21 protein-coding genes are annotated in these 24,705 nt (G+C 58.7%); 8 read left to right on the top strand and 13 right to left on the bottom strand.

Features of this window, described 5'->3' with window-relative positions; translation table 11 throughout:
* Positions 1–19: 19 nt before the first annotated feature.
* Genes ACYQ11_RS10960 through ACYQ11_RS10975 form a run of 4 tightly spaced genes read right to left on the bottom strand, consistent with a single transcriptional unit; the run spans position 20 to position 5,140 of the window.
* Positions 20–484, bottom strand: a complete 465-nt coding sequence (locus ACYQ11_RS10960; protein ID WP_459923825.1) for a hydrogenase maturation protease — start codon at positions 482–484, stop codon at positions 20–22.
* A 3-nt stretch (positions 485–487) separates the two neighbouring features.
* Positions 488–1,945, bottom strand: coding sequence for a Ni/Fe hydrogenase subunit alpha (locus ACYQ11_RS10965; protein WP_459923826.1), 1,458 nt, complete (start codon positions 1,943–1,945; stop codon positions 488–490).
* A 35-nt stretch (positions 1,946–1,980) separates the two neighbouring features.
* Positions 1,981–2,982: an NADH-quinone oxidoreductase subunit B family protein gene (locus ACYQ11_RS10970; RefSeq protein WP_459923827.1), complete on the bottom strand. Its 1,002-nt coding sequence runs from the start codon at positions 2,980–2,982 to the stop codon at positions 1,981–1,983.
* The gene (locus ACYQ11_RS10975) at positions 2,972–5,140 is read right to left on the bottom strand and encodes a hydrogenase iron-sulfur subunit (RefSeq protein ID WP_459923828.1); all 2,169 of its coding nucleotides are present in this window, start codon (positions 5,138–5,140) and stop codon (positions 2,972–2,974) included. Before ACYQ11_RS10975 ends, ACYQ11_RS10970 begins: the two co-directional genes overlap by 11 nt.
* A 761-nt stretch (positions 5,141–5,901) precedes the next feature.
* Between ACYQ11_RS10975 and ACYQ11_RS10980 the strand changes: the two genes are divergently transcribed.
* Positions 5,902–7,254: a DEAD/DEAH box helicase gene (locus tag ACYQ11_RS10980; RefSeq protein WP_459923829.1), complete on the top strand. Its 1,353-nt coding sequence runs from the start codon at positions 5,902–5,904 to the stop codon at positions 7,252–7,254.
* A 72-nt stretch (positions 7,255–7,326) separates the two neighbouring features.
* Here ACYQ11_RS10980 and ACYQ11_RS10985 read toward each other — a convergent pair whose 3' ends face one another.
* The 5 genes from ACYQ11_RS10985 to ACYQ11_RS11005 form a co-directional block, all read right to left on the bottom strand.
* Positions 7,327–7,983, bottom strand: coding sequence for a cytochrome b/b6 domain-containing protein (locus ACYQ11_RS10985; RefSeq protein ID WP_459923830.1), 657 nt, complete (start codon positions 7,981–7,983; stop codon positions 7,327–7,329).
* Positions 7,980–9,632: a tetrathionate reductase family octaheme c-type cytochrome gene (locus ACYQ11_RS10990; protein ID WP_459923831.1), complete on the bottom strand. Its 1,653-nt coding sequence runs from the start codon at positions 9,630–9,632 to the stop codon at positions 7,980–7,982. The genes ACYQ11_RS10985 and ACYQ11_RS10990 overlap by 4 nt, the downstream gene beginning before the upstream one ends.
* Positions 9,633–9,739: 107 nt before the next feature.
* The gene (locus tag ACYQ11_RS10995) at positions 9,740–11,443 is read right to left on the bottom strand and encodes an FAD-dependent oxidoreductase (RefSeq protein ID WP_459923832.1); all 1,704 of its coding nucleotides are present in this window, start codon (positions 11,441–11,443) and stop codon (positions 9,740–9,742) included.
* 50 nt (positions 11,444–11,493) lie between these two features.
* Entirely contained in the window at positions 11,494–11,697 is a 204-nt protein-coding gene (locus ACYQ11_RS11000; RefSeq protein WP_459923833.1) for a hypothetical protein, read from the bottom strand.
* A gap of 45 nt (positions 11,698–11,742) precedes the next feature.
* Positions 11,743–12,081: a thioredoxin family protein gene (locus tag ACYQ11_RS11005; protein ID WP_459923834.1), complete on the bottom strand. Its 339-nt coding sequence runs from the start codon at positions 12,079–12,081 to the stop codon at positions 11,743–11,745.
* A gap of 219 nt (positions 12,082–12,300) precedes the next feature.
* On the opposite strand from ACYQ11_RS11005, the gene ACYQ11_RS11010 reads away from it, so the two are divergent.
* A complete protein-coding gene (locus tag ACYQ11_RS11010) occupies positions 12,301–13,680 on the top strand; it encodes a sigma-54 interaction domain-containing protein (RefSeq protein WP_459923835.1) in 1,380 nt (459 codons plus the stop codon).
* 3 nt (positions 13,681–13,683) lie between these two features.
* Here the strand turns inward: ACYQ11_RS11010 and ACYQ11_RS11015 are convergent, their stop codons facing one another.
* Positions 13,684–14,589 (bottom strand): tetratricopeptide repeat protein, encoded by a 906-nt coding sequence (locus ACYQ11_RS11015; protein WP_459923836.1) that lies wholly within the window; start codon positions 14,587–14,589, stop codon positions 13,684–13,686.
* Between the two features lie 251 nt (positions 14,590–14,840).
* On the opposite strand from ACYQ11_RS11015, the gene ACYQ11_RS11020 reads away from it, so the two are divergent.
* Positions 14,841–15,392, top strand: coding sequence for a PDC sensor domain-containing protein (locus tag ACYQ11_RS11020; protein WP_459923837.1), 552 nt, complete (start codon positions 14,841–14,843; stop codon positions 15,390–15,392).
* Positions 15,393–15,666: 274 nt separating this feature from the next.
* Positions 15,667–16,527 (top strand): hypothetical protein, encoded by an 861-nt coding sequence (locus tag ACYQ11_RS11025; protein WP_459923838.1) that lies wholly within the window; start codon positions 15,667–15,669, stop codon positions 16,525–16,527.
* Between the two features lie 22 nt (positions 16,528–16,549).
* Here the strand turns inward: ACYQ11_RS11025 and ACYQ11_RS11030 are convergent, their stop codons facing one another.
* The 3 genes from ACYQ11_RS11030 to ACYQ11_RS11040 form a co-directional block, all read right to left on the bottom strand.
* A complete protein-coding gene (locus tag ACYQ11_RS11030; protein ID WP_459923839.1) occupies positions 16,550–16,729 on the bottom strand; it encodes a hypothetical protein in 180 nt (59 codons plus the stop codon).
* Positions 16,730–17,051: 322 nt separating this feature from the next.
* Positions 17,052–17,519, bottom strand: coding sequence for a GNAT family N-acetyltransferase (locus ACYQ11_RS11035; RefSeq protein WP_459923840.1), 468 nt, complete (start codon positions 17,517–17,519; stop codon positions 17,052–17,054).
* Positions 17,520–17,525: 6 nt separating this feature from the next.
* Positions 17,526–18,131 (bottom strand): class I SAM-dependent methyltransferase, encoded by a 606-nt coding sequence (locus tag ACYQ11_RS11040; RefSeq protein ID WP_459923841.1) that lies wholly within the window; start codon positions 18,129–18,131, stop codon positions 17,526–17,528.
* A gap of 594 nt (positions 18,132–18,725) precedes the next feature.
* Here ACYQ11_RS11040 and recD2 point away from each other — a divergent pair.
* From recD2 to ACYQ11_RS11060, 4 genes are all read left to right on the top strand, one after another.
* Positions 18,726–20,885 (top strand): SF1B family DNA helicase RecD2, encoded by a 2,160-nt coding sequence (recD2, locus tag ACYQ11_RS11045; protein ID WP_459923842.1) that lies wholly within the window; start codon positions 18,726–18,728, stop codon positions 20,883–20,885.
* Between the two features lie 34 nt (positions 20,886–20,919).
* Positions 20,920–22,104: a DNA-methyltransferase gene (locus ACYQ11_RS11050; RefSeq protein WP_459923843.1), complete on the top strand. Its 1,185-nt coding sequence runs from the start codon at positions 20,920–20,922 to the stop codon at positions 22,102–22,104.
* A 632-nt stretch (positions 22,105–22,736) separates the two neighbouring features.
* The gene (locus ACYQ11_RS11055) at positions 22,737–23,489 is read left to right on the top strand and encodes an SGNH/GDSL hydrolase family protein (protein ID WP_459923844.1); all 753 of its coding nucleotides are present in this window, start codon (positions 22,737–22,739) and stop codon (positions 23,487–23,489) included.
* A gap of 50 nt (positions 23,490–23,539) precedes the next feature.
* A complete protein-coding gene (locus tag ACYQ11_RS11060; RefSeq protein WP_459923845.1) occupies positions 23,540–24,604 on the top strand; it encodes a lipase secretion chaperone in 1,065 nt (354 codons plus the stop codon).
* Positions 24,605–24,705: the final 101 nt, after the last annotated feature.

The following is a 24,705-nucleotide window of genomic DNA, read 5'->3' on the forward strand; positions in this document are numbered from 1 at the left end:
CCTACCCGCGCCGTGCGCATCAGCCGTCAACAACCGACCGGATCATCTGCACCGCCTGGTCGACGGCTGCGGCCACCTCGTCTGTGCATGATTCTGAAAATTGGGTCACGTTTTTTGCTTCGATGCCGAAAATGATGACCGAATCCGGTGCTTTTTCGGGTTCTGTTCGTTTGAACAGCTCAAACACGGTTTTGAAATCAAAGCCGTGGGCGGAGCACAGGTGGATCGATCGGTTGTCATCCAGATCGTCCAGCGTCAGTGTATGAATCGTTCCGGGAGGGGCGCCGGTCAAAAACGCATCCACCACGATCAGACGGTCACAGGCTTCCAGAAGATCAATGATGCCAAGTCCGCCGGTGCCTCCGTCGGTCAGGATGCACGCGTCAAAAAAAGGGTCCTGCCGCAGTTTTTCGATCACTCTGAGGCCGGCGCTGTCGTCGGTCAGAATTGAATTTCCTATGCCAAGGATCTGAACTTTCATCATATCCTATCGTTTCAACCGCCTGATCACGTCACCATTCTGTAAAATTCTGATCTCGATCGGGGACGATCCCGGCATGGCATGGGTCGCACAGGCAAGGCAGGGATCATAGGCCCTGAACGCCATTTCGACATGATCGAGAATGGCCTTGTCAGCCGCACCGTTTTTGATCAGCGTCTGGGCGACTTTTTTGACCGACATGCCCATGCCCGCGTTGTTCTGGCCTGTGGCAACAATCAGGTTCACTTTTTTCACGATACCGTTTTTGTCGGTGATGTAATGATGATAGAGGGTTCCCCGGGGGGCCTCCACAACCCCGATGCCTTCCGTGGGCGTTTCAACCGGAATGGTTCTCACCTGTTTGTCTATAATGTCGGGATCATCGGCAAGCCGGACCATCTCTTCCGCGGCAAACACATTTTCAATCAGTCTTGCCCAGTGAAACGCCAGGGTATTGTGAACCGTTTTTGTACCAAACAGGTCAAAGAACTTTTCGTACTCCTTCTGGGCCAGAGGCGTTGCCATGCCGTCTGACACATTGAGCCTTGCCAGGGAATTCACACGGTAGACACCGCTGTCAGGCCCGTCCACAATGCCTTTCCAACCAATGTTTTTCAAATAGGGAAATTTCAGATACGTCCAGGACTCAACGCGTTCTTCAATATGATCCTGGTAGCGTTCCGGGGCAAATTCAGCGAAAATGTTGCCCTCGGGATCGATGACCCGGACCGTGCCATCGTAAAAATTCACCTTGCCGTTTTCATCCACCAGCCCGGCATAATAGGTTTTGTGGAAAAAGGTATCGCCGGTGATCATATCCCGGTAGGCGTTGTTCCCCAGGACAAGATCCTCAAAGATCTTGATGGCGGCCAGAGAAAAGTCAAGCATGGAGGCCGCCATGTTTTGAATCTCACCGCGTTCATCCACGGTGATCGGTTTGGACAGCCCCCCGGGCAGAGACGCGACGGGATGGATGGGGTGGCCTCCGATGATGCCCTGGATTTTCTGAGCATAGCCTCTGTTTTTGATAACGGCTTTTCCGATGTCAAGGCCCACCTCATCGATCAGCCCCAGAATATTGCGTTTGGCAGGGTCCGCATCCGCACCGGGAATGAAATCCGGGGCTGCCAGGGCGAAAAAATGAAGCACGTGGCTGTGGTACACGTGGGCATTGTAAAACAGTTCCCTGAGTTTTCGGGCGGCCGTGGGAATCTTAACATGATAAAGTGCATCACAGGCCTTTGATGAGGCCATATGATGGGCCCCCGGACAGACCCCGCAGATTTTCGGCATGATTCTGGGCAGCTCTTCCACCGGCCGGCCTTCACAGAATTTTTCAAAGCCTCGTAATTCAACGACCTGAAAATAGCTGTCTTTGACATCACCGTTTTCATCGAGAATGATATCGATTTTACCATGGCCTTCCAGACGTGTGATTGGAGAAATGGATATTCGTTTCTGCATAAATCGTAAGCTCCTGATGGGAATGACCCTGCGGGTTATTTTTTGGGTTTTACCGTTCTGCTGATAATGGCCGTGGGCAGTGCAAACCTGTAAAATGTACCCACCGGATCCTGAATGTCATTGACCGGTCTCAACATGTCGGCCTTCAGCACATAATCCTCATTTTCAGGGCCTGTCACAGAGCCCAGGGCGGACAGGGCTTCGGCCCCCGGATCCAGTTGCGCGCCTGTAGGGCCGAAACAGCCCCGGCACGGCATATTTGCGTTCACGCAAATCGCACCGCATCCTGCCCGGGTAAACGGTCCCATGCAGATGATGCCCTGCTCAAGCAGGCAGATGTCGGGGTCGATGACCATTTCATGGGGCCGGACGATACGCTGTATTCTGTCGCTTTTTTTGGTTGCAATCCGTTTACACTCGGTGCACAGGGCTTTTTCACCGGCGATCACGCTGCCCCTGGGAGGCAGCGGGCCGCCTTCGGCATAGTCTGCAATCACACGGACCGCTTTTAAAATGAGATCGGTGGTCGGCGGGCAGCCGGGCACGTAATAGTCCACATCCACCACCTGATTCAAGGCATACACGGCATCAAACATTTTCGGCAGGGTCAGCGCATCGCCCTGGTCGGTCATCGTTGAGGGCTGGGGGTAGGTATCCGTGTCATTGACGGTTGTCTGGGTTGTTTTGTACGCCGTTTCAAAAACGCCGGCCCGATCCGTCACATTGGCAAGCCCGGGAATACCTCCGAAACAGGCACAGGAGCCAAAGGCGATCATGACCTTGCATTTTTTTCGTAAAATCAGCGCATCCTCTTTGTGCTCGGAATTTCGTATCATGCCGTTGAACAGGCACACATCGATGCTCTGATCGTCAGCAGCCGACAGGTCTTCCCGCTTAAAATCCATGGCAACCGGCCAGTAAACGATATTCGCCATGGCCGCCACATCCAGAATCTTTTCCTCAATATCCAGCACGGCCACATCACAGCCGCCACAGGCCCCCGCCCAGTTGATTGCGAGCTTGATCTTATTCTTCACGGCACACCTCCCTGTCCAGCAGGGCCACCGGATTGGGACCCAGCTCCCGCAGTTTTTTGTCCATGGAAAGGATATTGTCGGCAAACTTCTTTGAATGGGGCACGCCGATGTATTCGAATCTCAGTCTGTTTGCGTCCAGCCCCATCTGGCCCATCAGCTTGTTGCACAGGCTGATCCGTTTATCCGCCAGATAGTTTCCGTGCAGATGATGACAGCTGTTCGGCGGGCAGCCGGCAACCAGAACGCCGTCAACCCCTCGCCTGAACATCTCCAGAATCAGGGCGGTGTTGACCGACGATGAACACCGGATGCGGATACTCCTGAAATTGTCCGGCAGAATGAATCCGTTTCTGCCGGCAAGATCGGCGCCGCAATAGGAACACCAGTAGCACAACAGGGCCATGATTTTCGGTTCGCCCTCCGCCAGTCCTGAAAAGGCCACATCGACCTGCGCAAGGATCTGCTCATCGGAAAAGTTTATCAGATTGGCCGCATGGGTCGGACAGGCCGCCTGGCAGAGACCGCATCCCTGGCAGAACGCCGGGTCAACCACCATTTTATCGTCCTTGAAATAGATGGCCCCATGGGGGCAGACGGTTTCGCAGAACCTGCAGGTGATACATCGTTCGGGGTTGATGGCGCTTAAGTATTTCACCGGTGTTTTTTCGCCGCGAACCAGATGGGGGATGGCATTCATCGCAGCCGCCCGCCCCTGTTCCACCGCCTGCTGGACAACCACCGGCCCCCGTGAGGCACCGGCCACATAAACCCGGTCCACAAAGGTCTCGGTGGGCCTGAAAATCCGGGGCTGGTTTTCAATGGGGAAGCCGTGCTGGTCCACCTTGACCTTGAGTTTGGTGATCAGATCGTTGCCGCTTTTCCTGGGTGTCTGGGCTGAGGCCAGCACCACCAGATCCGATTCGATCGTCAGCTCCCCGTCTTCAAACGCATATTCTTCCATGCTTGACGTTGACTGTTCCCCAAGCTGAGCCAGTTTGACGGAAAGCGTGTGGTCCTCGTTTTCTTCAATGGTTTCAAGGTTTCCCTGAACAAATTCCACGCCCATTTTTTTGACCGTGTCATACAGCGCCTCAAAGGTTCGTTCATAGGTTCTAATATCGTAATAATGAACCACCGTGATTTCCACCTCGGGAAGCACCTGGGCAAGCTGGACAATCTGTTTCATGGTGGTGCCGCAGCAGATTTTTGAACAGTAGGGGACGCCGCCCGCGATTTTTTCATCCGTGGCCCGTGAGCCGGAACACATGACAAACACGATTCTCTCGGGCGCCTCCTTGCTTGAGGGACAGGTCACCCCATGGTCAAACAGGCGTTCGAGATCAAGCCCGGAAATGACGTTCGATGCCTTACTGCCGTATTCAGGATACGCGTCAAGGTCTTTCATATCGAAGCCGGTGCTTAACAATACCGTGCCGAACACATCCTCGATGACGGTGGCCTGATCGTCCAGCGAAACGGCACCGGCCGGACAGACCGCCACACAATCGCCACATTTGGTACAAAAGGGCTCCAGGATGCTGTACGTATCCGGCACCGCCCGGTCAAAGGCCTTATCGATGGCCTTTCTGACAAAAAGACCCTCGTCGAAATCACTGTGTGCATAGGCCTTACAGACCTCGGCGCATTTCCCACAGGCGACACACTTCTCAGGATCCACAAAATCCGGCTTTTTTTCGATTTTTACATGGAAATTCCCATTGTCTTTCCGGATATCGGCAACGGAGGCATTGACATAGGCGGATACGGTGGGTTCAAGCATGGTCCCCAGCGCCTGGACAGGGCCCACACAGAGGTGGATACACTTTCCGTTCCAGTTTTCCGACTGAAACAGGATGCGAATCTGGTTCAATCGTCCGCCCAGATAGGGCGCATTTTCAACAATGGTCACGTCCCTGCCCATACCGGCAAGATCTTTTGCCGCTGCAAGCCCCGCCGACCCGCCGCCGATAATCAGCGCTTTTTTGGCGATGGGAACGTTTTCAGCCTTACCGCCGTCGAACATCAGCCTGGCATGTGCCATTTTCACTTCATCCAGCGCTTTGGCGTTCAGGCCTTTTCCGGCATTATGAAGCCGGCTTCCCTGTTCTCTTAAATTGGCCACTTCAAACATGGTGTGATCGATGCCTGCAGATGCCATCAGCTGCACGATCCGCTCTTCAGGAAATCGTAAAGAAGACCGCGGAGAACATCCGGCGAACAGAAACGCCTCGGCGCCGCTTTTTTTAAGTTCTGATGCAATCTCCCGGCACGCGGCCTTATTGCAGATTGCATCATACCGTTTCACAAATGAGATATTGTCCAGTGAGCTGATTTCATTTTGCAATGAAGCAGTATCAATCTTACCGGATATTTCTCCATGACAATCACATATCACAACCCCAATCTGTTTTGATGCCATAGCAATCTCCAGTCCTCAAAAGATGTTAAGCCGGTTAAAGCGGTTGAAAATCGATAAACGCTAAAAAAAGAGTTGTTGAGACATGGGAATAAAAACACCTGTCGTTTGAGGCATTGTTTTTTTGATAGCACCAAATGACACAAAATCCAAATTTATATTTTTTTTTATAGGAACCGATGCAGACGATAAATCATTTCGAATATTTCATTGCCCATCCCCTGCGATGGGATGTGTAGGGACACGGCGCGCCGTGACCCTACCGCGCCGTACCCCTATAAAAAACGGCGGTGTGACCGTGACGGGTGACGACCCTGAAATAATCCCTGGCTTTTTGAAACGGGGCGTGGTAGAGAGAGACACCTTAATATTCGGCGCCTTCCGGTTGGCGTCTGCTGTATCGTGGTTGATTCCTTCCTTTTCAGTCACAATCCGAGCAAAATTACCATTTCAGCCTGAACCGGCCCCGACGTACGGGTGGGCAAAATTCAGGAAAATCATTTATGTCATTTGAAACACTCGGCCTTTGTCCCGAACTGCTGCGCGCGGTTTCCGGTCAGGGCTACACCCGTCCCACCCCCATTCAATCCCAGGCCATTCCCCTGGTCCTGGCCGGTCGGGACATCCTTGCCGGTTCCCAGACGGGCACCGGAAAAACCGCTTCCTTCGCCCTGCCCATGCTGCAGAAACTCAGCGGCAAGCCCGCCGGGCACCCGGCCCCCCGGGCCCTGGTCCTCACCCCGACCCGGGAACTGGCCGCCCAGGTGGAGGAAAGCTTCCGCAGTTACGGCAAACACCTGAAACTGCGGTCCACCGTGATTTTCGGCGGTGTGGGCATCAATCCCCAGAAGACCGCCCTGCGCCGGGGCGTGGACATCCTCGTCGCCACCCCGGGGCGGCTCCTCGACCACGCCGGTCAGCGCACCGTGGACCTGTCGCGGGTGGAGATGCTGGTGCTCGACGAAGGCGATCGCATGCTGGACATGGGCTTCATCCACGACATCAAACGGATCATGGCCCTTTTGCCGAAAAAACGTCAGAACATGCTGTTTTCAGCGACCTATTCCAGCGAGATCAAAGCCCTGGCCGACCGGCTTCTCAACTCACCGGCCCTGGTCGAAACCACCGTCCGCAACACGGCCGTGGCCGCCATCAGCCAGAAAGTCTATCCCGTGGCCGCGTCTCGCAAGCGCGAACTCTTGTCCAGCCTGATCCGCGACGGACAGTGGACCCAGGTTCTCGTGTTCACGCGGACCAAACACGGAGCCAACAAACTGACCGAGCAGCTGCTCAGAGACGGGGTCAGCGCCGCCGCCATCCACGGCAACAAAAGCCAGGCCGCCCGGACCCGGGCCCTTGCCGATTTCAAAACCGGTCAGGTCCGGACCCTCATCGCCACCGATATCGCGGCCCGCGGCCTTGACATCGACCAGCTGCCCCGGGTGGTCAACTACGAACTGCCCCATGTGCCGGAAGATTACGTCCACCGCATCGGCCGCACCGGCCGGGCCGGAGCCCTGGGCATCGCCTTGTCCCTGGTCAGCACGGACGAAAAACCCCGTCTTTCCGACATCCAGAAACTGCTCAAGCAGACCCTGGACGTGGAGCTGCTTCCGGAGTACCAAAACGAGACGGCACGCTCCGCATCCGCCGAGCGACCCCGTTCCGCGACCGCAAGGCGTCCCCGCTTTGCATCCGATGAGCGCCCCCGCGCTGCATCCTCCGGACGCCCCCGTTCCGCCGCGACCCGAATGCCCGAAAAGCAGCCGGTGGTTGCCGCCAAACGCCCGGCACGACCGACGGCCGCCCGGCGCGGATCGTCGGATCGGGGCCTGAACCCCTACAGCATGCGATAAAAAAAGGATGGGACCATCCCCGGGAGGGTCCCATCCTTCTCATTTTTTTCAATCCGGCCGGGCCGGTTTTTCTCAGCGCCCGCCTCGGGGCGTTGCCTTTTCCCACTCCTCGACCGTTTCCCCTTTTTCCACCTCTTCCCAGCCGGTGATCATGGCCTTGATGTGGGCAAACACGCTGTGACCCGTGGTGGTCATGTACACGTGGATGATCACGAACTGCAGAATGGCAAAGGCGCAGATCAGATGAAACAGGGCCAGGTATTTCAGGTTGAGAAAGGAAAGACCCCAGGCCTCCCAGAAATTGTAGGCCCAGTACAGAAAGCCGCTGCCCATCTGGAGGGGTAAAAGAAGGGCCGCCAGCATCAGGTAGGTCAGACGCTGGAGGGGGTTGTGTTTGGCATTTTTCCGTTTGGGCACCGGGTGGGCCTCGCCCTTGAAGATACCCAGGGCATAGTAGCGGGCCACCTGGAACATCATCCGGGTGGTGGGCACGTACTGTTTCCACTCACCGGTGGTCAGCACCCAGAAAATGAAAAAGAAAAACGATCCCAGCCAGGTCAGCCCCGTCACGTTGTGAACCTTGACGGCGGTCTGGAACCCCAGGACCTGGTACACGCCCTTGACCTCAAACCCCGTAAACAAAAGGATGGCGATCATCACCATCTGGATCCAGTGCCAGAAACGTTCATAGCGGGTGTACAGATAGATATTGGTCATCGTCCGGTTCATGATTTTTCCTCCTTGGCGATCAGTCTGGACACCACCCGTCCCAGGGCGTGCAGCAGCACCCCGGCCAGGCTCAGGCTGAGAATACCCCAGCCCAGGCGGTCGATGATCGTTTCATGGTCACGTCCCGGCATGTAGAAGCCGGACAGGCTCATCATGCGGCTGCCCTCCCGACGATGGCATTCGGTGCAGGACACCGCGTCTTCGGCCGGGGCCACCATATGGGTGATGGGATACACATAGGAGGTTTCCACGAAACCGTATTCCCCGGAATAGGGCTGACCGGCGGCCGCCATGCCCGTCTTGATGGACGAGGCCCAGTCGAAGCCTTTCCAGTAGGCGGCCTTGTCGTCGGGACCGGCGGGAAACAGATGGGGAATCACGAGATTCTTGTTGACCTTGTCGTAGGGCTGGCGTCCCCGATGGACCTTGAAGGGAAAAATCCGGGAATGTTTATCGTCGGCACGCCCCAAGGGTTCGTTGACCTTGACGATGTCCGTCGGATCCACCGTATCTTTCACCGTGAGCGTCCGGATCGAGCCGTTGAACCAGAAATACTCCGGTTCCACGTTCCTGTCCCAGCGCATTTCCCCTTTCTTGCTCGTGTACACGACTTTGCCCTCGAGGCCCTTTTCCTCGTAGGGCTTGCCGTCCTTCAGGTCTCCGCCCCGGCTCCAGTCCCACCACATCTTGGTGGGGTTCACCCGCGCATAGGACGGAATGTGACAGCTCTGACAGGCCACCTTGTCCGTGTGGTCGTTGGCCTTCTTGTTCTTTTTGTGGGGGGTGGCCGTGTGGCAGGATTCGCAGGTGATCTTGCTGATCAGGTCGTTGTCCACCAGACTCTGGCGGTCCTGGGCCGCCGGGGTGTTGTACACCCGGCCTGCGATGTTGTGCAGCGTGGTGGTATGACAGCGCGTGCAGCTGAAATCCTGGCCGTCGATGCCCATGTGCACGTCCAGGCTTTTGGACGGTTTGAACAGGGAGGAATCCAGGTCCCCGTGCTTGACCCCGTCACCGCCGCCGCCGTAGAAATGGCAGACGCCGCAGTTGTTCCGGCCGGGCAGCGACACGCTCCGGGCCACGGCCGCGTAATCCGGAGGTTGAAACAGGACCTTGTTTTCAGGAAAGACCGTGGGCCTGTCCACGGGGTACCCGGCCTTGGTCGGATACTTTTTGTAGGTTCCGGTCTGCTCGTGGCAGACCAGGCAGTCGACCCTGCTCTGATCGGTAAAATCGAAGGTCTTGTCCGCCCAGCCGTACCCCGCGTGGCAGGAGGTGCAGCGGGGTTCGTTGCTGTGAATGCTGATGCAGAAGTTGTTGAGGGACAGCCCCCCCTTGCCCAGCTGTTTCTCCTCATGGCGGGTATTGGGGTCCAGCCAGGTCCAGTGAATGGTCCGGTGAAACTGCAGGGCCGCCTCGGTGTGGCAGGACAGACAGGCCCGGGTCACCTCGGGACCGGAGGTGAAGGCCTGATTCAGGCGTTCGTGTTTGGAATGATCGGTGGTGTTCCAGTGGGCGGTTTCGTCCACCTTGGTTCGGGCCATGGTCCGCCCGGGTGCCGTTTCTTCATCCAGGGACCATCCGACATCCGGGACAGCCAGACCGGCGGCACACAACCCGATAAGGGCCGTCAGCATCCATCGCAGCATAACGTTCCTCCGATGTAGTGGGGTGGGGCATCAGGGCCTCCGACGAATCCGCCGGAGGCCGGTGACGGAAAAAGATGAAAATTATCGTTATCTTACCACACCTTGCATCAGGAGTTCACGACTTTTTTGTAGGGCCAGCAGACCAGCCCCCCGTCCATGTACCGAACCCGTTCGTACCCCTCGCCCGCCAGCACCCGCTGGGCCTCGTATCCCCGCAGGGAAATCTTGCAGAAAGGAATGATCTCCTTGTCCTTGGGCAGGGAGGCCAGCGCGCTGCGCAGCTTGCCCAGGGGAATGTTCACGATACGCGGATCCTCGATGCGCATCGCCTCCACCTCCTGGGGTGAACGGACATCCAGGAAAATGAAGTCCTCACCGGCGTCAATTTTGGCCCTGACTTCCATGGGGCTGTAAGACAGACCGATGCCCTTGAGTTTGTTTTCGGCGATGTTGGCCGTGGTGATGATGTTGTCCATGGCCGGGGAAAAGGGCGGGGCGTAGGCCAGGTCCAGATGGGCGATGTCGGTGACCGGCCGTCCGGCGGTGATGGTGGCGACGGCCACGTCCATGCGTTTGGCCACGTCGCCGGGCCCCACGATCTGGACACCCAGCAGCTTTTCGCTCTGTTTTTCCACGATAAACTTGATGATGATCATCCTGGCATCGGACAGGAAATGGGCTTTGTCCGGCGAGGGATTGAGCACGGTGATCACGTCGTGGCCCATGCCCCGGGCCTGTTTTTCCGACAGACCGGTCCGGGCGATGTTCAGGCTGAACAGCTTGCAGATGGCCGTACCCGCCACCCCGCGAAACGGGGTTTTTACACCGCAGATGTGATCGGCAATGACGCGGCCGTGCTTGTTGGCCGTGGAGCCCATGGGCGCGTAGAGAGGCTTGCCGTTGATCAGGTTGACGTTTTCCACACAGTCGCCCCCCGCGTAGATCGAGGGATCCGAGGTCCGCATGAACTGATCGACCTTGATGGCCCCGGTTTCGCCGATTTCAAGACCCATCTCCTCGGCCAGACGGATGTTGGGCCGGACCCCCACGGCCACCAGCACCATATCGGCGGGTAGATCGCCGGAACTGGTTTTCACACAGGCCGCGTTGCCCTGATCGTCGCCGACGATTTCGAGTACCGATTCCTTGAGCCTGAGTGTGACCCCGTTGGCCGTCAGTTCCTGGTGGACATGGTGGGCGATCTCCGGATCGAGAATTTCGGGAAGCACGGTGTCGGCCCGCTCGATGACCGTCACCGACATGCCCTGACGGGTGAAGGCCTCGGTCACCTCGATGCCGATCAGCCCCGCGCCGATGATGACGGCTTTCTTCCCGCAAAGGTCGCCGCTTTTATTTCGGATTTTCTGGGCGTCCTCCACGGTCTGGAGAAAATGAACGCCCTTGAGGTCCAGACCCGGCACCGGCGGCCTGAACACCTTACTGCCCACGGCCAGAACCAGGGCGTCATAAGGCAGACGGGTGCATTCCCCGGTATCGATCCGCACGGCGCAGACTTCTTTTTTCTCCCGGTCCACCGACTGGGCCAGGGTGTGGTTCATCACGGTGATGTCCTTGACCATGCTGAAAAACTGGGTGTCCCGCACCACGCCGGTGGGGGTGGCCATCAGCTCGTTGTGGTCGTGGACCTCGCCGGAGATGTAGAAGGGAAGGCCGCAGCCCGCATAGGAAAGCAGTTCGCCCTTTTCCACGATGGTCACGTTGGCCGAGGGGTTCAGGCGTTTGATGCGTGCTGCCGCCTTGGGGCCGCAGGCCACACCGCCGATCACCACGATATTCTGGTTCGTCTTCATGCTTGTGTCGTCCTTTCGATGATTAAGATCTAAGTCAATAATATGCCCGGTCAGGCCGTCTCCGGGTTCTCCCGGGGCGGTTCGTCCAGCCCCTTCCCTCCCCGCTTGTCCATGAACCAGATCAAACAGGACGGCCGGTGACGGCAGTGAATCTTCGGATCACGGCAGCGCAGGCAGGCCTCACACAGATACACCTCGTGTTTGGCGCAGTAATAGGACGTTTCCACCTCCGGATGATTCACGCAGTATCCCATAGCCGATCTCCTTCGTATGCCTCTTGCGTCCGGTCCGCGTTCCGCTCAAAGCGGCCCGGTCCCGACGGCCAGCGCGCCGTCGATCAGTCCGGCCAGCACCTCGGCGGACTGAAGCCCCATCAGCCGCTCAAGTTCCCGCCCGTTTCTGAAAAGAATCAGGGTGGGCACATGGGCGATGTCCCAGGTTGCGGCCAGCCCCCGATGGACGTCGATGTCGATCCCGCAGATCACCGCCCGCCCGTCATACCGGCGCGCCAGATCGGTAAGGATCGGCTCCTGTTCGTGGCAGGGCGCGCACCAGGGCGCCTGAAAATCCGCCAGACAGACCCCGGCCTTCGTGATCCGATAAAACGCATCCTGTGATGTGATTTCGACGATCTTCATAGCACCCGTCCCGCCTGGATGATAACCGATTCCCCACATCTATCAAAAGACGTACCAACGACGCCCCGGCCCCGCTCAAACAATCCGCAGTGCTTGAATTCATGGAACATATTTTTTGCGATGACGTCCCGACCATCTTTTTCTTGCTTCGCCGGGAAACGTTACCTATGATAACGGCAACGCATCGGTTTACGTTAACCTGTAACGCATGGAGGCCCCATGACCCACCAGACCCTGGGCGACACCTGGGCGGATCTGCTTCTGGAATCCCTGGCAGACGGAGTGTTCACCCTGGACCATCAGGGACGCATCACGTCCTGGAACCGGTCCATGGCCCGGATTTCCGGCTATTCGGCCCGCGAAGCCATCGGAAAAACCTGCATCATGCTGGGGTTTACCCGCTGCATGGGCAAACGCTGTCCGTCCAATGTGATCGAGTGTGAAATCTTCCGCCACGGGGCCATGGACGGCCGGGAATGCATGCTGCGCCACAAGGACGGCCACGATGTGCCGGTGTTGAAAAGCGCCCGGCTGATCACCGGGCCCGACGGCGCCGCCCTGGGGGTGGTGGAGTCGGTCACGGACCTGACCGAACTCTACGAGGCCCGCAGGCAGGCCGACTCGGCCATTCTCCGCCTTGGGGAACTCAGCCGCCTGGACCGGATCATCGGAAAAAGCCATGCCATGCGCCAGGTATTCGCCGCGATCCGGGCCGCCGCCGCCAGCGACGCCACGGTACTGCTCCAGGGGGAAAGCGGAACGGGCAAGGAGTTGATCGCCGGGGCCATTCACCACAACAGTTCACGGGCCGAAGCCCCCATGGTGACGGTCAATTGCAGCGCCCTGTCCGAATTTCTCCTTGAAAGCGAGCTGTTCGGCCATGTGAAGGGGGCCTATACCGGCGCCATAAGGGACCGGCGGGGGCGGTTCGAGGAGGCCGACGGCGGCAGCATCCTTCTCGACGAAATCGCCGAGATCCATCCCTTTATCCAGGTCAAGCTGCTCCGGGTGCTTCAGGAACGTGAAATCGAACGGGTGGGGGATTCGAAGCCCCGAAAAATCGACATCCGGATCATCGCGGCCACCAACCGGGATCTGCTGGACCAGGTCCGGGCCGGGGTGTTCCGGGAGGACCTGTATTACCGGCTCAAGGTCTTTCCCATCACCGTGCCCCCCTTGCGGATGCGCAAAGAGGACATCCCCCTTTTGACGTCCCACTTCATCGACCGCCAGAATGCCAAGACGGGCAAGCGGATCCAGGGCATCGGCGAGGGCGCCATGCGCATCATGATGGACCATGACTGGCCCGGCAATGTCCGCGAGCTTGAAAACGCCATCGAACACGCCTTTGTGCTGTGCAGGGGGGGCATGATCGACCTGTTCGATCTGCCGATGGAAATCCGCCGGATGACCTACGCCCCGACAGGGACCTGCGGCGGCGCACGGCCCGACCGGTCGCCTCTGACCGAAGCGTCTTTACGCCGACTGCTCGATCAATGCGCATGGAACAAGGCCGAAGCGGCCCGGCGGGCGGGTCTCAGCCGGACGGCCGTCTGGAAGGCGATGAAAAAATGGGGGATACCCCTTGAAAAACCGTAGCGGCTATTTGCGGTAGAGTTTCTCCTGCATGATGCGGGACCTCTTCTGGGCCTCGGCGATCTGGGTGGGCGTCATGGCCTTTTTCAGCGAATTCAGATGGATCAGCGCCTCGGGGTATCCGGCGGCGTTGGCCAGATTCAGCCACAGATAGCTCTGAACGAAATCCACCAGCACCCCCTGCCCGTAGCTGTACTTCAGGCCCAGATGATACTGGGCGTCCGAACTGCCGTTTTCCGCCGCCTTCGTGTACCATGCCACGGCCAGATCCTGATCTTTCGGGACCCCTGAGCCCGTATCGTACATAACGCCGAGATTGTACTGGGCGTCGGAGTGATCCTGTTCCGCCGCCTTCAGGTACCAGGCGAGGGCCCTTGCCGGGTCCCTGGCCACATCGTAGCCGAAATCGTAAATACAGCCCAGATTGTACTGGGCGTCGGCATAGCCGCGCTCGGCCGCCCGCTCGAACCACCGCCGGGCCATGGCCCTGTTCCGGGCGACCCCCTTGCCGTCGTTGTACATCAGGCCCAGGTTATACTGGGCGTGGACACTGCCCGACTCCGACGCCTTCCGGTACAGATCGACGGCGATGCCGTAATTGCGATCCACACCGTATCCGTCTTCGTAAAGCAGACCCAGATTGTTCTGGGCATCGGCCAGTCCCTGATCGGCGGCCCGGCTGTACCACCGGGCCGCTTCGGCGAAATTCTGCTCCACCCCCTCGCCCTTGTCGTACATGGCGCCGAGATTGTTCTGGGCCTCGGCGTTGCCCGCCTCGGCCAGATGAAAGAAAATGGTAAAGGCCTTACCGTAATCCCCGGTCCGATAGGCCCGAATGCCCTCATACAGATCGGCACGACAGACACCGGTGTACAGCAGCACCATGATGGTCAGCATTGCAACACGTTTCATGCGTATGATTCCCCCACATCCCTGAACCGGCCGGAACCGTGAATCCTGTTTCTTTCGATGAACCTTTGTATTGTCTATATAAAGAAAATGGTCCGATTTCAATGACGGATTCCGAACAAACCCGTTTCATTGACAATCCCGCCTTGATTCAGGGTGATGGATTGTTTATAATCCGCCTGGTTTAAACGCGACGAACACCCGGACCCTCCGTTCGGGCCCCCCGATCCTCTGTCCCATGGAGCCGTGACGCCATGAAAAAAACCGTTCTGTTCCTTCTCGCCGTGATGGCCCTGGGCGCCTGCGATCCCACCGATCGGACCCCGGCGCCGAAGGGGTTGAAAAACCCGTCGATTCTGGCCGCATACGGTCGTCATCCGCTTATCGTCTCAGCCGTCAGGGCAGAGAACGCCGGCGGCCTCACCCTGGAGCGGATCAAAGAGGCGGATCGTCTGTGGGTGGAGTCGGGGGCCCGGAACGATCTTTCGGCCCGTATTCTCGCCTCGCCCTGCTCGAATTACCTGAGACGGCTCCAGGCGGCCGGCCCCTATTTCTCGGAAATCTTCGTCATGGACCGACTCGGTGCCGTGGCGGCCATGACCGCCCCGACCACGGATTACTATCAGGGCGACGAAGCCAAATTCATTCGGGCATACAACGACGGCAAGGGCGACGTGTTTGTGGACCGGGCGGGCCATGACGAAAGTTCAAAGACCTTTCAGATCCAGATCTCCGTTCCGGTGATCGACGGCAACACCGTTATCGGGGCCATGACCTTCGGCATCGACGTGGACCGTGTCGATTAGCGGACCTTGTCTTTTCACGCCGCGTTGTGGTACATCCGTCAGGCTGCCGAGGGGCGCCGGCTCCCGGAAGCCGTTTTAGCATTGATGGTCTCGTAAAAAGTCGAATTTCAGACGGCTTCGTAAAATGTTCGAGATCAAGGCTTGCGAATCCGTAAGGAATGAGGCGTACTAAGGGTACGCCGCAGTGACGAGGGATGACGCGTAACGCAGATATCGGACTTTTTGCGGAGCCGTCGGCATTCGCACCCAGAACCCATGACGAAAGGCACGGGGCATGAAACGCATCATCCGCCTGATTCACGCCGTCTATGACGGACTCGAAAAAACCTGGGCCGGAAACCGGGGCCATCGGCTGGCCGGAAGCCTTCTGGTCGTCTGTTTTCTCCTGTCCCTTTTTCTGGTTGAATTACGGGGGTGGATAACGCTGCCCGCCCCCCTTTCGGCCCTTACTCCCCGCAATCATCTGGCGGCCGTCGAGGCCTCGCTGACCCTGCTTTTGATCATCGAAATCATGGGGCTGATCTTCAGCCTGGTGCAGTCGGTAAGCATCTCCGTCGGACGGCAGCTGGAAATTCTGTCTTTGATTCTTCTGCGAAACGTGTTCAAGGAGATTTCCCATCTGAACGAACCGCTGGTCTGGTCGGATTTCTCAGGCGAAATCGGCCACCTGGCCGCCGTCTGCCTGGCGGCTCTTTTGATATTCGCCATGGTGACGCTGTTTTACCGGATTAAAAAAGAGGAGGGCTTCCCCGGGGCGGACGAGGACAAACACCTGTTCATCCTGGCCAAAAAGGCGGTGGCGCTGGGTCTGCTTGCGGCCTTTCACCTGATTCTGCTCGATCATCTTGCACGCCGCCTGACCGGGGCCGCGATTCGCGATCCCTTTGAAATCTTCTACACGCTTCTGATCATCAGCGACATTATGATTCTGTTCATCTCCATGCGCTACGGCCACGATTATCCCATCGCCTTCCGGAATTCGGGGTTTGCCGCGGTCACGGTGCTGATCCGCATTTCCCTGATCGCCCCGCCCTATTTCGGTGCCCTGATCGGAGTCGGCTCGGCCCTGTTCGCCCTGGGCATCCTGTGGGTGTACAACGCCTGCACGCGGGCCATACCGGTCCGGTCGGGGTGAAACCACGGGAATGCGGCGAGGCTCAGAATTCGTCTTTGAATGTCAGTCCCAGGGAATCGAGATTTTTTCTGATTTCGACGATGGAGGTGATGCCGACTTCCTTGAGCCTTTCAATGTCGGATCGGTCGGTCCCGATACAGAAAAGCCTGAGAAACATGTCATCGAGTTTCTGGATGATGGCATTGACAACTTGCTGGTCCATGATGAAACGTCTTTCCTTCACAAAGGGTCCGGTTACAATGCATACGAGGTGATTTTCAAAACCGGGGCACGCGAAGCGCTCCCTGATCCGTGTTCGGTTTTATCCCCGGCAGCGGGCTCTGTCTGGCCATTTCCACCGAAAATCGGAAATTGTCTTTCAACGCATCCCGGCACCGATGACATTTTAAGATCCCCGCCGTGATCTTATTCTTGCAGCGCCTTGAAATATCGGAACATATCGCCGTTCCGGCCCACAGACTCCGGATCGGAAAACCGTCGGTCGTCCGCCGACGGCATACCCGTTTCGGGCAACCGAACGGGGTTCATGCCCCCTCGTTGGCCTCACCGCACAATCGCCGAAGCACCACCATCCGTGTGGTCGACCAGTTCATGGCCCGATAGAAATCAAGGGCCGGGGCGTTGGTCCGATCGGCCAGAAGTTGAAGGCGCGTTATCCCGGACGCCCTCGCCCGGGCCTCGAGCGATTCGAGGAGGAGACGGCCCACGCCGCGCCCCCGGCAGTCCCGGTCGACCACCAGATCCTCGACCAGACCCACCGCCCCCCCTTCGGCGGTGGAAATCACCGTCTGGAGCGTCACCATGCCGATCAGACGATCACCGGACCAGGCCGACAAAACAAGGGCCTGATCCGACGTGATCAGCGCCGAAAGTCCCCGGGCCTGACGGGAGGCGTCGATCATGAAATCCGTTTCAATTGCAAACAGCTGGGCCAGAAGATCGCACAGGGTTGGAATATCCTTCATTTCGGCGTGACGGACGGATACATGCATAGGCGCTTAAACCATCTGGTGATCGGGTTCGTATTTCAGGCAGTAGGACAGCCAGATCACATCATTTTGGTCCAGGGAGTCCGTCTGCCGGGCGTCGACGGCGGCAAGCCCCAGCACATCGAACAGCATCCGGGCATACCCGTCCTCCCAGAGGTAGAACATGCGACGATGGTCGTCGACGTGAACCCCGCAGCCCTGTTTCAGGGAAATGTAAACGTGCCCCCCCGGAACCAGGGCCGGAAGGAGATGTTTCAGGGCCGGCTCCACCCGGCCGTGGGGCAGATGAACCAGAGAGGCCGAAAAAACCAGACCCGCGGCCCGGGCATCGGACAGATCGAGGGTCTGATAATCCCCGCAGATCACCGGGCAGCCGGAATGGTCCCGGGCCAGCCGGGCCAGGGCCGGGGAACGCTCCACGCCCAGGGCCTCAAACCCTAAGGATTTCAGAAAGAGCAGGTCGCGACCCGAGCCGCACCCCAGGTCGAGCACCCGGGCACCTTCGGGAAGACGTTCGACAAAGGGGCGGAGAAAAAACGACGAATCCAACGCCCGGGTCCGGTCGAAATAGGCCTGGGCCTGATCGATGTAGTAACGTTCAACCTCACGATGCATCACAAAACAAGCTCCTGTTCCGAACACCGCCCCTCCCCGGAGGCGGGCTTCGAATCGATGGTCATCTGATTTTATGGGCACCGAACGGGTCCGGCCGAGGATTCATGCCGACGGCATTCCCCGGAATCCATCAGACCGGATGATTGAACCATGAAAAAAGTGGTCCCAAATTTGATGAACTCGTAAAAAGTCATCAAATGACGGCAAAGAAAAAAGTTCGAGTTCAAGGCGTCGCGAATCCCGAGGAATGAGGCGTACTTAGGGTACGCCGCAGTGACGAGGGATGAAGCGCAACGCAGAAATCGGACTTTTTACGAAGCCGTCTAATTTAACCAATTCCGGAGACTGTGTCAACGACGGATGCATGGCCGGCCGGGACCGGGACCTCCCATGTATGATCTTTAAAACACAGGGGCCTCTTCCTGCGGGCAGGGATCATGCCGTTCACGTTTACGCGCACGAAGGGGTTCATGCGATTGCCCTGACCCCGGGACAATCAGGGCTTGTCCTTGCGACGGGAGATGGTATAGGGTAACCTCCATGCTGCCCCCGCGGTGACGGGGACGATCACTTTTTTTCAATCAGGAACGGGTCATGACGGAGCTCCACGGACAGGTCGAACAGATCAGCTTTGAAAACCCGGACACCGGGTTTACCATCGCCAAAGTCTCCTGCCCCGATCAACCGGGACCGGTGACGGTGATCGGCGCCCTCTTGAGTCCGGCGGCGGGCACCCACCTGGTCATGGAGGGCCAGTGGGAAACCCACGCCCGTTTTGGACGCCAGTTCCGGGTCAGCCGTTTCCGCGCCCATGCCCCCTCCACCCCTTCGGGCATCCGGAAATATCTGGGATCAGGCATGATCAAGGGCCTGGGGCCCGCCATGGCCGAACGCATTGTGCGGCAGTTCGGATCAGAGACCCTGACCGTCATCGAAACGACCCCCCACCGCCTGGCCGAGGTCGAGGGCATCGGGAAAAAACGCATCGCCATGATCGAAACAGCCTGTAACGACCGGAAGGCCGTCCGGGACGTGATGATCTTTCTTCAGTCCCACGGCGTGGGCACGGGCTTCGCCGCGAAAATTTTCAGACACTACGGCGCCGATTCCATCCGGGTGGTCCAGAACAATCCCTATGTGCTGGCCACCGAGGTCCGGGGCATCGGGTTCAAAACCGCCGACGCCGTGGCTGCGGGCCTGGGTTTTCCCCCGGACTCGCCCTTCCGTGTCCGGGCCGGTGTTCTGTTTGTGCTGGAAAGCCAGTCCGAGGAGGGCCATGTCTGCCTGCCCTATCCGAATCTGATCGCCCTGTGCGCCGACCTGTTAACGGTGGACCCGCCCCTTGTGGATCAGGCCCTGCGGGAACTGATCCGGGATCGCAAGGTCATCGCCGATGATCGCTTTGCCGACGCGGGAAAGGGCCCATCGCTTTATCCGGCGCCCCTTTTTTTCTGCGAGCAGGGCGTGGCCCGGCGCCTTATCGATCTCACGGCCGCTTCCGTTGACAAAACACCGTCCGAGGCCGAGGCCGACCTTGCCTGGGTCGAAAGCAGGCTGGCCATTAGCCTGGCTCCCCTGCAGAAACAGGCGGTACAAACGGCCCTGACCAGCAAGGTCATGGTCGTCACCGGCGGCCCCGGCACGGGAAAAACCACCCTGATCAACGCCCTGTTGAAAATCTTCACCCGCAGGGAAAAACGGATCATGCTCGGGGCCCCCACGGGACGGGCGGCCAAACGCATGGGCGAAACCACGGGGCGAAACGCGAGGACCATTCACCGCATGCTGGAATTCAGCTTCAAGGAGGGCGGGTTCCAGCGCAACGAAAACCGGCCCCTTTCCTGCGACGTGCTGGTCATCGACGAGGCCTCGATGATCGACATCGTCCTGATGTACCAGCTGCTCAAGGCTGTTCCGCCCCAGGCCGTCCTGATTCTGGTCGGGGACGTGAACCAGCTGCCTTCGGTGGGCCCCGGCCATGTGCTGGCCCACATCATCGCCTCGGGCCTCTGCCCCGTGGTGACCCTTAGCGAGATCTTCCGCCAGGCCGGACGCAGCCGCATCATTGTCAACGCCCACCGGATCAATCAGGGCCAGATGCCGCTGACCGGCCGGGCCGAAGCCGGCGACGACTACTACTTCATCGAAACCGATGATCCGGACAAGGCCCTGGATTTAATCGTCGAACTGGTGACACGGCGGATTCCCCGGCGTTTCAACCACGATCCCCTCGCCGACATCCAGGTGCTGACCCCCATGCACAAGGGGACCCTGGGCAGCGAGAACCTGAACACCAGGCTCCAGGCGGCCTTAAACCCGGAAGGACCGGAACTCGCCCGGGGGAACCGCATCTTCCGGGTCAACGACAAGGTCATGCAGATGAGAAACAACTACGACAAGGACGTGTTCAACGGGGACATCGGCCGGATCCGGGCCGTCGATCCCGACAACCAGACGGTCCGGGTGGCCTTCGACGATCACGACGTGGTCTACGAAAGCCCGGAACTGGATGAAATCCAGCCGGCCTACGCCATTTCGGTCCACAAATCCCAGGGGTCCGAGTATCCGGCCGTGGTCATGCCCGTCACCACCCAGCATTATATTCTGCTTCAGCGCAACCTGCTGTACACCGGGGTGACCCGGGGCCGGGATCTGGTGGTGCTGGTGGGCTCGAAAAAAGCCCTGGCCATGGCCGTGGGCAATACAACCACCCGCGAAAGGCACAGTCATCTGGTCCGACGACTTCAGCCGTGATTGCCAGGTCGATTGAGGATAAAGGAACCGCGTCATGAAATCCACGCACCGCATTGTCTTTGAACACGCCGCCGGGATGAAAAACATCGCGGCGGGCAGCGTCCATCTGGTGGTAACCTCGCCGCCCTACCCCATGATCGAAATGTGGGACAGCCTGTTCGCCGATCAGAACCCGGCCATCGGCCAGGCCCTGGCCGACACGAACCGCATGGAAGCCTTCGAGCTGATGCACCGGGAGCTGGACGCCGTCTGGAATCAGGTGATCCGGGTGCTGTCTCCGGGGGGATTCGCCTGCATCAACATCGGCGACGCCACCCGCACCGTGGACGGCCATTTCATGCTCTACCCCAACCACGCCCGGATTCTTTCGTTCATGATGAAAAAGGGCATGACGCCCCTGCCGGAAATCGTCTGGCGCAAACAGAGCAACGCCCCCAACAAGTTCATGGGCTCGGGCATGCTGCCTGCCGGGGCCTACGTGACCCAGGAACACGAGTACATTCTGATTCTCCGCAAAGGGGGCAAACGCGAATTTTCAGGCGATGAGGACCGGGAACACCGGCGTCGGAGCGCCTTTTTCTGGGAAGAGCGCAACACCTTTTTTTCCGATGTCTGGTTCGATCTTCTGGGAACCCGGCAGTCCATGGACGACAAGGAGGTCCGCAAGCGCAGCGCCGCCTTTCCCTTTGAGCTGCCCTACCGGCTGATCACCATGTATTCCCTTGCGGGCGATACGGTGCTCGACCCCTTCGCCGGCATCGGCACCACCATGCTGGCCGCCATGTGTGCCGGACGGAACAGTGTGGGCTACGAACTGTTTGAAGGCTTCCGGGACACCATTGTGGCCCGGACCGGGGGTCTGACGGCCCTTTCCAAAGAACGGATCGACACCCGTCTTGCGGCCCATGAACGGTTCATCGAAGAACGGCTGGCCGCAGGTAAACCCATCAAGCACACCAATGTCCATTATCATTTCCCGGTGATCACGGCCCAGGAAACGGGCCTTCTGATCAACGAACCGCGATCCCTGACCCAAACCGGGGATGCGGCCTTTGAGGTGACCTACGACCAGGCCCCCCAGGCCGACGTGGTCGCCCGCTGGCAGGGGTTTACCCCGGAGACCGGCATGCCGGTCCCAGGCACGTCCAAACCGTCAAAACCCAGGAAAAAAAAGAACGCGCCCAAGGAAACCCCGGTTCAGATGACGCTTTTTTCCTGATCGTGGAGCCTTAGGCGTTTATCGAAATTGAGATCGAAATCGCCCCCCCCGTTCGATCGCGAGCGGGGGTGTTTGTTATAATCCATGCAACCATTAGATTCACCGTGCGACATGCCCCGGCATGTCCGGCTTTTCTCTGTGTCTTTGTGCCTCTGTGAGAGCCCCCGTCCGGCTTCCCCGAAGGGGAGCCGGTCTTTTTGATTTCTCACGGAGACACAAAGACACAGAGATAACAAGACCATGCCAAAGGCATGGCTCACAGCGTCAGGATGTGGCACGCAATAACCGGTCCATGGTTTTTTCGTATTCTTGCTCGTGAGCGAGGGTCACATGCGATTGCCTTGCCCTCTCCAAAAACACCCTTGACATCCCCCCGCAGACGGGGATATGGTCAGTATTCAATAGCCCCGTTTGATATAATAAACAACGTTCATAAGCCTGAGCAAAACCGTATGCCGCCCGCCTGACCGGGGAGGCCCGTTTTGTTTTGGTCCCTGTTCACACCCTGACGCTTGCACAGGAAAGGAGGGCCGTCTGATGCGACTCCTCTGCTTTGTCTGACCGTTTTGCACCGGCTCGCCCCGACATCGGGGCATATCACCATCATCTTTCAACCAACACAGAGGGAAACCATGAAAACACACACATGCAACATTTTATTGGCCGGACTCATTGCGGGGACAATGCTGGCACTGGCCGGGTGCGGCGCCGGGGCTCTGATGAGCGTCGACCAGCTGCCCGATGCGGACCGGGACGACATCGTCAATCTGGGCGATTCGATTTTTGCCCTGTCGGGCGATATCTATTCCGAACTGGAAGCCAAATCCGATGAAACCTGGCGGCACTACGCCATTTCCGGCGCCCAGATGGTCGGAGGAATTCTGGCCGATCCCGTTCCCGACCAGTATGCCGACGCCCGCAGTGACAACCCCGACATCCGCGTCATCTACATGGACGGCGGCGGCAACGACATTCTGATTCCGGCCATCGCCTTCGACCCCTACGGCTGCAAGAACTGCAACTACTGGTGGTGCGGCGATCTGTCCCGGAGCTGCAAGGATCTGATCGACGATATCTACGTGGCCACCGTGGACCTCCTGAACGACATGGACGACGACGGCGTCGAACAGGTGGTCTTTATGGGATACTACCATTTGAAATGGGGTCTTTTCGGTGATCTGAGAAAACTCGACGATGCCGTGGACTACGGCGACAAACGCCTGCGGGACGCCTGCATCAACAGCACGGTCAACGCCGTGTTCGTGGACCCGAGAAACGCCTTCGAAGGGAAGGAGGGGTCCTACATCATCGCCGACGGCATCCATCCCACGGCGGCCGGCTCGGCCGTTCTGGCCAATCTGCTGTGGAACGTGATCGATCGCTGATTTTAACAAAACCGGGGAGCGGAAACGCTCCCCGGATCGGATGTCTGCCCATGAAACTGAAACCTGTCATTCTGACGGCGGGCGTGCTGATTGCGGCCGGCGTGACCCTTGTGGCCGTCAGGCTGTGGCTGCGTCCGGCCGACGGCCCCGCCGATGCCCGTCCGGCGGCCGTCGTTTCCTCACGGGGAGACGAAACGCCGTTGCCGTCCCCGGCCGACGGCCCCGGTTCCGAAACGGCGCAAAAAAACGCCGGGGCCGTCCCCCTGAACGAAACCGATCTGATCGACTGGGCCGTGACAAGCCTGAAAGCCGAATTTGCGGACACCATCAGCCGGACAAGCAGTCAGGCCGAACTGATCCGTCTGCGCCTGTTCCTGGCCGAACGGTATCCGAAAACCTGGTCCGTGATGCTGCGCACCATCCTCAGCCGGGCCTTTCCCGATCAGGTCGACGCCATTTTATCGACCCTTGACCGCATGGACGCTTACCAGGCCTGGCTGGAATCCCAAAAAACGGAACTGTCGCTGCTTGACCACGAAAAGGTGATGGAACGGCTCTGGGCCAAACGGCGGGAACTGTTCGGACCGGAGGCCGACGCCGTCTGGGCCGAAGAAACACAAACCGAAGCCATCCACGATGTGCTGGATATCGTGGCCGACGCCTACGACACCACCCTGGACGAGAAACTCGACCTGTACGTCCAGGCCATCGCGACGTCCACGGAAGATCCCCTGCCCGGCTTTCTCGCCAACCGGAAAATCTACCTGACCCGGGCCTTTCTGAGGCTGGATTCGGTTCAGGACAACCTCAAGGCCCTCTCCGATGCGGACCGGGAACAGCACATCCGGGACGTGCGCCGGACCCTGGGCTTCAGCGAGGAGGAACTCGACCGCCTGGCCCGGACCGATGCGAAAAACGAGCAGCGCTGGCAGCAGGGTTACCGCTACATGGACGAGCGGGCGGCGCTGCTTTCCACCGTACCGGAACACGAACAGGAAGAGGCGCTTGCCGCGCTGCGCGAAAAGCATTTCGACACCAAGGCACGGACCATTGCCGCCGAAGAATCCCAAGGCTTCTACCGGTTCACCCGGCCCCGTATTTACGGCTGCAATTGACAAGCGGCGAAACATCGTTTAGGTTCGGATCATACGTTTGCCTACCTTAAACATGAGGATCTCGTAAAACGTCACGAAAGACGGCTTCGGAAAACGTTCGA

The sequence above is a fragment of the Desulfatiferula olefinivorans genome (assembly GCF_054657895.1).